The organism is Limnohabitans sp. DM1 (genome assembly GCF_001269385.1).
Lineage (GTDB): Bacteria > Pseudomonadota > Gammaproteobacteria > Burkholderiales > Burkholderiaceae_C > Limnohabitans_A.
The window spans coordinates 1-7536 of sequence record NZ_CXOO01000085.1 but is presented as its reverse complement, the minus strand read 5'-3'; the positions used below and the strand labels follow the sequence as shown (position 1 = coordinate 7536).

Sequence of the window (7536 nt, the reverse complement as noted above, 5' to 3'; positions counted from 1 at the left end):
CTCCTTCTTTTCCTCTTCCTTTTCCTTTTTTTTCTTTGATTTTTCTTTTTTCCCCCTTTTTTCCCCCTTCTCCTCTTCTTTTCTTCCTTTTTTCTTTTTTTTTTTTTTCCCCCTTTTTTCCTCTTTCTCTGCTCGGGTCAAGCACGGCAGCGGGTGCTGCCGGTGGTGTGGTGTCGATGGTGATGGGCAGCGCAGTGGGGGCACTGACGTTGCCAGACGGGTCTGTGGCTGTAACGCTCAAGGCGATGGTGCCATCAGGCAAGGCGGTGGTGGGCGTGATGGCCCAGCTGCCGTTGGCCGCGACCACGGCGGTGCCGATGACGTTGCCTTGTGGGTCTTTGATGGTGATGGTGTCACCCGGTGTGCCACCTGCGCCGCTGAGGGTAGGCGTGGTGTCGGTGGTGGTTTTGTCACCCTGGGTGCCGCTGTCGCTGGTGGGGTCGAGCACGGCAGCGGGCGCTGCCGGTGGGGTCGTGTCRATGGTGAYGGGCAGCGCAGTGGGGGCACTGACGTTGCCAGACGGGTCTGTGGCTGTAACGCTCAAGGCGATGGTGCCATCAGGCAAGGCGGTGGTGGGCGTGATGGCCCAGCTGCCGTTGGCCGCGACCACGGCGGTGCCGATGACGTTGCCTTGTGGGTCTTTGATGGTGATGGTGTCACCCGGTGTGCCACCTGCGCCGCTGAGGGTAGGCGTGGTGTCGGTGGTGGTCTTGTCACCCTGGGTGCCGCTGTCGCTGGTCGGGTCGAGCACGGCAGCGGGCGCTGCCGGTGGGGTCGTGTCGATGGTGATGGGCAGCGCAGTGGGGGCACTGACGTTGCCAGACGGGTCTGTGGCTGTAACGCTCAAGGCGATGGTGCCATCAGGCAAGGCGGTGGTGGGCGTGATGGCCCAGCTGCCGTTGGCCGCGACCACGGCGGTGCCGATGACGTTGCCTTGTGGGTCTTTGATGGTGATGGTGTCACCCGGTGTGCCACCTGCGCCGCTGAGGGTAGGCGTGGTGTCGGTGGTGGTCTTGTCACCCTGGGTGCCGCTGTCGCTGGTGGGGTCGAGCACGGCAGCGGGCGCTGCCGGTGGGGTCGTGTCAATGGTGACGGGCAGCGGGGTCGGTGCGCTGCTCAGGCCTGCGGGGTTGGTCTCGGTGACGGACAGGTTGATCAGGCCATCTGGCAGCGCGGTGGTGGGCGTGGCCACCCAGGTGCCGTTGCCAGCCACCACGGTGGTGGCGATGACGTTGCCTTGTGGGTCTTTGACGGTGATGGTGTCACCGGCAGTGCCGGTGCCGCTCACAGTGGGCGTGTTGTCATTGGTGGCGCTGTCAAGCAGCTTGCCGCTGTCGCTGGTCGGATCAAGCACGGCCGCAGGCGCGGCGGGCGCGGTGGCAGCGGCTTCGATCGTGACAGGCAGCGCCGTCGGGGCGCTCACGTTGCCAGACGGATCTGTGGCAGTGATGCTCAGGTTATTCAGGCCCAGCGGCAGTGCAGAGGTGGGCGTGATGGCCCAGGTGCCGTTGGCTGCGACCACGGCGGTGCCGATGACATTGCTCTGTGGGTCTTTGATGGTGATGGTGTCACCGGAAGTGCCGGTTCCGCTGAGGGTGGGCGTGGTGTCGGTGGTGGTCTTGTCACCCTGGGTGCCGCTGTCGCTGGTCGGGTCGAGCACGGCAGCGGGCGCTGCCGGTGGCGTGGTGTCGATGGTGATGGGCAGCGCCGTGGGGGCGCTGACGTTGCCAGACGGGTCGGTGGCTGTGACGGCCAGGTTCGTTTGACCTTCGGGCAGCGGTGCGGTGGGCGTGATGGCCCAGCTGCCGTTGGCCGCGACCACGGCGGTGCCGATGACGTTGCCTTGTGGGTCTTTGATGGTGATGGTGTCACCCGGTGTGCCACCTGCGCCGCTGAGTGTTGGCGTGGTGTCGGTGGTGGTCTTGTCACCCTGGGTGCCGCTGTCGCTGGTGGGGTCGAGCACGGCAGCGGGCGCTGCCGGTGGGGTCGTGTCGATGGTGATGGGCAGCGTCGTGGGGGCGCTGACGTTGCCAGACGGGTCGGTGGCTGTGACGCTCAAGGCGATGGTGCCATCAGGCAAAACGTTGGTGGGGGTGATGGCCCAGGTTCCGTTGGACTGCACAACGGCGGTGCCGATGACGTTGTCCTGTGGGTCTTTGATGGTGATGATGTCACCGGAAGTGCCGGTGCCGCTGAGGGTAGGCGTGGTGTCGGTGGTGGTTTTGTCGAGCTTGGTGCCGGTGTCGCTGACGGGGTCGAGCAAGCCTGCAGGCGCTACAGGCGGCGTGGTGTCGATGGTGATGGGCAGCGGCGTGGGGGCGCTGATGTTGCCGCTGGGGTCGGTGGCGGTGACGGCCAGGTTGGTCAACCCATCAGGCAAGGCGGTGATAGGCGTGATGGCCCAAGTGCCGTTGGCCGCGACCACGGCGGTGCCGATGACGTTGCCTTGTGGGTCTTTGATGGTGATGGTGTCACCGGGCGTGCCACCTGCTCCGCTCAGCGTTGGGGTCGTGTCGGTGGTGACACGGTCTCCCTTGGAGCCGGAGTCGCTGGTGGGTTCAAGCACAGCAGCGGGGGCTACCGGTGGCGTGGTGTCGATGGTGATGGGCAGCGCCGTGGGGGCGCTGACGTTGCCAGACGGATCGGTGGCGGTGACGCTGAGCGCGTTGAGGCCTTCGGGCAGTGCGGAGGTGGGCGTGGCGGCCCAGGTGCCGTTGGCCGCCACGACGGCGGTGCCGATGACGTTGTCCTGTGGGTCTTTGATGGTGATGGTGTCACCAGGCGTCCCGTTGCCGCTCAACGTTGGGGTCGTGTCGGTGGTGACAAGGTCTCCCTTGGAGCCGCTGTCGCTGGTGGGGTCAAGCACGGCAGCGGGCGCAACCGGTGCCGTGGTGTCGATGGTGATGGGCAGCGCTGTGGGCGCGCTGACGTTGCCTGTCGGGTCGGTGGCGGTGACGCTCAAGGCGATGGTGCCTTCGGGTAATGCGGTGGTGGGCGTGGCGGCCCAGGTGCCGTTGGGGGCCACGACGGCGGTGGCGATGGTGTTGCCCGCCGCGTCTTTGACGGTGATGGTGTCACCGGGCGTCCCGTTGCCGCTCAGCGTTGGGGTCGTGTCGGTGGTGACGCGGTCTCCCTTGGAGCCGCTGTCGCTGGTCGGGTCGAGCACGGCAGCGGGTGCTGCTGGTGGGGTCGTGTCAATGGTGATGGGCAGCGCCGTGGGGGCGCTGGTGTTGCCTGCCGGGTCGGTGGCGGTCATGGTCAAGGCGTTGATGCCTTCGGGCAGTGCGGTGGTGGGCGTGGCGGCCCAGCTGCCGTTGGGCTGCACCACGGCGGTGGCGAGGGTGTTGCCCGCAGCGTCTTTGATGGTGATGACGTTGCCGGGCACGCCGGTGCCGCTGAGGGTGGGCGTGGTGTCAGTGGTGGTTTTGTCACCCTGGGTGCCGCTGTCGCTGGTCGGGTCAAGCACGGCAACGGGCGCTGCGGGCGGCGTGGTGTCGATGGTGATGGGCAGCGCCGTGGGGGCGCTGATGTTGCCAGACGGGTCGGTGGCGGTGACACTGAGCGCGTTGGTGCCTTCGGGCAGCGGCGCGGTAGGCGTGATGGTCCAGCTGCCGTTGGACGCGACCACGGCGGTGCCGATGACGTTGCCTTGTGGGTCTTTGATGRTGATGGTGTCACCGGGCGTGCCACCTGCGCCGCTCAGCGTTGGGGTCGTGTCGGTGGTGACACGGTCTCCCTTGGAGCCGGAGTCGCTGGTCGGTTCGAGCACAGCAGCGGGTGCTGCCGGTGGCGTGGTGTCGATGGTGATGGGCAGCGTGGCCGCAGCGCTGGTGTTGCCGCTGGGGTCGGTGGCCGTGACAACCAGGTTCGTTTGGCCTTCGGGCAGCGCCGTGGTGGGTGTGATGCTCCAGCTGCCATCAGGGTTAACGGTCGTGGTGCCGATCACAGCGCCCTGTGGGTCTTTGATGCTGATGGTGTCACCCGGTGTGGCACCCGCGCCGCTGATGGTGGGCGTCGTGTCGGTGGTGGTTTTGTCACCCTGGGTGCCGCTGTCGCTGGTCGGATCGAGCACAGCAGCGGGCGCTGCGGGCGGCGTGGTGTCGATGGTGATGGGCAAGCTCGGCCCCTGCGGGCTGACATTACCCCGTGCATCTTTGTATGCGAGGCTGATGCTTTGTTGACCGTTTGCCAAAGGCGTGACCGGTGTCAGGGTGCCAGTGGTCGGGTTGTAGCTTGCAGCCACCGGTTGGCCGCCCACGTAGAGGACCACATCCACGATGCCCAAGGGCAGTGGCTGCAGCACCACAAAACTCGGCGCACTGTTGAAGGTGAGGTTGTCGGAGCTGATGGTGCCCGTGTCGGTGAGTGCCGTCATGTCTGGCGCAGCAACTGGGGCTGGCGGCAGGTTGTGCTCGACTGAGGCGGTCTGGACAAGACCATCACTGCCTGTGAATTTGACCAACCTGTCCGCTGTGATGCTGGAGGCCGGCAGGGTCACGTTGAACGCACCTTCCGCGTTGGCGGTAGCCTGCCTTTGGGTGCCATCGAACGGCGTGACGGTGACGGTGCTACCCGGCAGCGCAGAGCCGGTCAGTGCAACGTTGTCGCCGCTGGGTACCTGATTCGTGATGACCACATCGCCGAGCAGCCAGCGGTTGAAGGGCGTGTCCAGCTCGAAGGTCTTTTCAGGGCCATTGGTGGTGGCCTTGAGGGCGGCCAGGGCTGCGGCTCGTCCTTGCTCCAGCAGGCTTGCGCCGCTGGCGCTCAGCGTACCGCCAGCTTGCACCTGCGTTTGCAGGGCATCCAGGCTGGCGTCTACGTTGCCCGTGATGCTGTCCAGGCCCGAGAGCTTGGTCAGTACCAAGCCGTATTTTTCGCCATCCGTGAGGATCACCACGCCATCGGCGTCGAATCGTTCGGTGGCGGTGAATTCCGGGCTGTTGGTGGTGGTGGGTTTGGCGGTGATGTCAACACCCGGGATGCCGAGGGCTTTGGCGACCACGGCGTTGACAGCGGCGACTGCGGTGCTGCTGCTCAAGGGTGCAGTTGCGGTGTCCGCGATGCCAGCGATCCGCACCGCCAGTTCGGTCACGGGGGTGATGTTGATGGTCAGGGTGGCGGTCATGTCACTGGCCACGGTGAAGTTCCCCCACCCCTCTTCGGCCACGCCCATGGCGCGCAAGGTGGTGTCGAGTGACTTGCCTGTGGCACTGACTTCGTCCAGGTAATTGACCGCTGTGCCATTGGCGTCGACGCCCTTGATCAGCACGGTGCCACGGTATTCGTTGCGGTCGGAGACGGTGACTTTCCAGCTGCCGTCAGCACCCACAGTGCCCGCCCCCATGAGGGTGCCCAAGTTGTCGTACACGAGGACATCTGTACCGCCGGTGAAGGGGCCGGCATACACACCGCCCTGAATCACCAAGGGTGCGGAAGTGGCTGCGGTCTCGATGGTGATCGGCAGCGGTGTCGGTGCGCTGGTGTTGCCTGCGGCATCGGTGGCCGTGACGCTGAGGCTGTTGAGGCCAATGGGCAAAGCTGTGGCAGGCGTGACGCTCCAAGTGCCATTGGTTTGCACTGTGGACGTGGCCATGACCTGGCCTTGTGCATTCAGGATGCTGATGGTCTGGCCTGGGGTTCCGGTGCCACTGAGGGTGGGCGTGGCATCGTTGGTGCTTGTGTCACCCAAGGTGCCGCTGTCGCTGACGGGGTCGAGCCTGGCCGACGGTGCAGCTGGGGCCAAGGCATCGACCAGCACAGTCACGCTCAGCGGCTGGCTGATGCTGTTACCAGCCGGGTCGGTGGCGGTGACATTGAAATTGTGGGTGCCTTCGGGCAGTGGTGTGGTGGGCGTGATGCGCCAGCTGCCATCGGCTTGCACGGTGGCTGTGCCCATCAGTGTGCCTGCGGCGTTGTTGAGGGTGATGGTGTCGCCAGGCGTGCCTTTGCCACCCAGCGTGGGGGTGGTGTCGTTGGTCATGCTGTCGCCAAGGATGCCGCTGTCGCTGGTCGGAGCCAACGCGGCCGTGAGGGCCAGGGCTCCAGTTGTGGCAGGCGCAGTGGTGTCGATGGTGATGGGCAGCGCAGTGGGGGCGCTGACGTTGCCGCTGGGGTCGGTGGCGGTGACAGCCAGGTTCGTTTGGCCTTCGGGCAGCGCCGTGGTGGGCGTGATGCTCCAGCCGCCATCAGGGTTAACGGTCGTGGTGCCGATGACGACGCCCTGTGGGTCTTTGATGGTGATGGTGTCACCAGGCGTCCCGTTGCCGCTCAACGTTGGGGTCGTGTCGGTGGTGACAAGGTCTCCCTTGGAGCCGCTGTCGCTGGTGGGGTCAAGCACGGCAGCGGGCGCAACCGGTGCCGTGGTGTCGATGGTGATGGGCAGCGCTGTGGGTGCGCTGACGTTGCCTGTCGGGTCGGTGGCGGTGACGCTCAAGGCGATGGTGCCTTCGGGTAATGCGGTGGTGGGCGTGGCGGCCCAGGTGCCGTTGGGGGCCACGACGGCGGTGGCGATGGTGTTGCCCGCCGCGTCTTTGACGGTGATGGTGTCACCGGGCGTCCCATTGCCGCCCAGCGTTGGGGTCGTGTCGGTGGTGACGCGGTCTCCCTTGGAGCCGCTGTCGCTGGTCGGGTCGAGCACGGCAGCGGGTGCTGCTGGTGGGGTCGTGTCAATGGTGATGGGCAGCGCCGTGGGGGCGCTGGTGTTGCCTGCCGGGTCGGTGGCGGTCATGGTCAAGGCGTTGATGCCTTCGGGCAGTGCGGTGGTGGGCGTGGCGGCCCAGCTGCCGTTGGGCTGCACCACGGCGGTGGCGAGGGTGTTGCCCGCAGCGTCTTTGATGGTGATGACGTTGCCGGGCACGCCGGTGCCGCTGAGGGTGGGCGTGGTGTCAGTGGTGGTTTTGTCACCCTGGGTGCCGCTGTCGCTGGTCGGGTCAAGCACGGCAACGGGCGCTGCGGGCGGCGTGGTGTCGATGGTGATGGGCAGCGCCGTGGGGGCGCTGATGTTGCCAGACGGGTCGGTGGCGGTGACACTGAGCGCGTTGGTGCCTTCGGGCAGCGGCGCGGTAGGCGTGATGGTCCAGCTGCCGTTGGACGCGACCACGGCGGTGCCGATGACGTTGCCTTGTGGGTCTTTGATGATGATGGTGTCACCGGGCGTGCCACCTGCGCCGCTCAGCGTTGGGGTCGTGTCGGTGGTGACACGGTCTCCCTTGGAGCCGGAGTCGCTGGTCGGTTCGAGCACAGCAGCGGGTGCTGCCGGTGGCGTGGTGTCGATGGTGATGGGCAGCGTGGCCGCAGCGCTGGTGTTGCCGCTGGGGTCGGTGGCCGTGACAACCAGGTTCGTTTGGCCTTCGGGCAGCGCCGTGGTGGGTGTGATGCTCCAGCTGCCATCAGGGTTAACGGTCGTGGTGCCGATCACAGCGCCCTGTGGGTCTTTGATGCTGATGGTGTCACCCGGTGTGGCACCCGCGCCGCTGATGGTGGGCGTCGTGTCGGTGGTGGTTTTGTCACCCTGGGTGCCGCTGTCGCTGGTCGGAT

General features: G+C 66.3%; 1 protein-coding gene. It reads right to left on the bottom strand.

Annotated elements, in window-relative coordinates; all coding sequences use genetic code 11:
* Positions 1-7536: Ig-like domain-containing protein (locus AMM33_RS21470; RefSeq protein ID WP_228768304.1), on the bottom strand; the 7536-nt coding region annotated here is incomplete at both ends.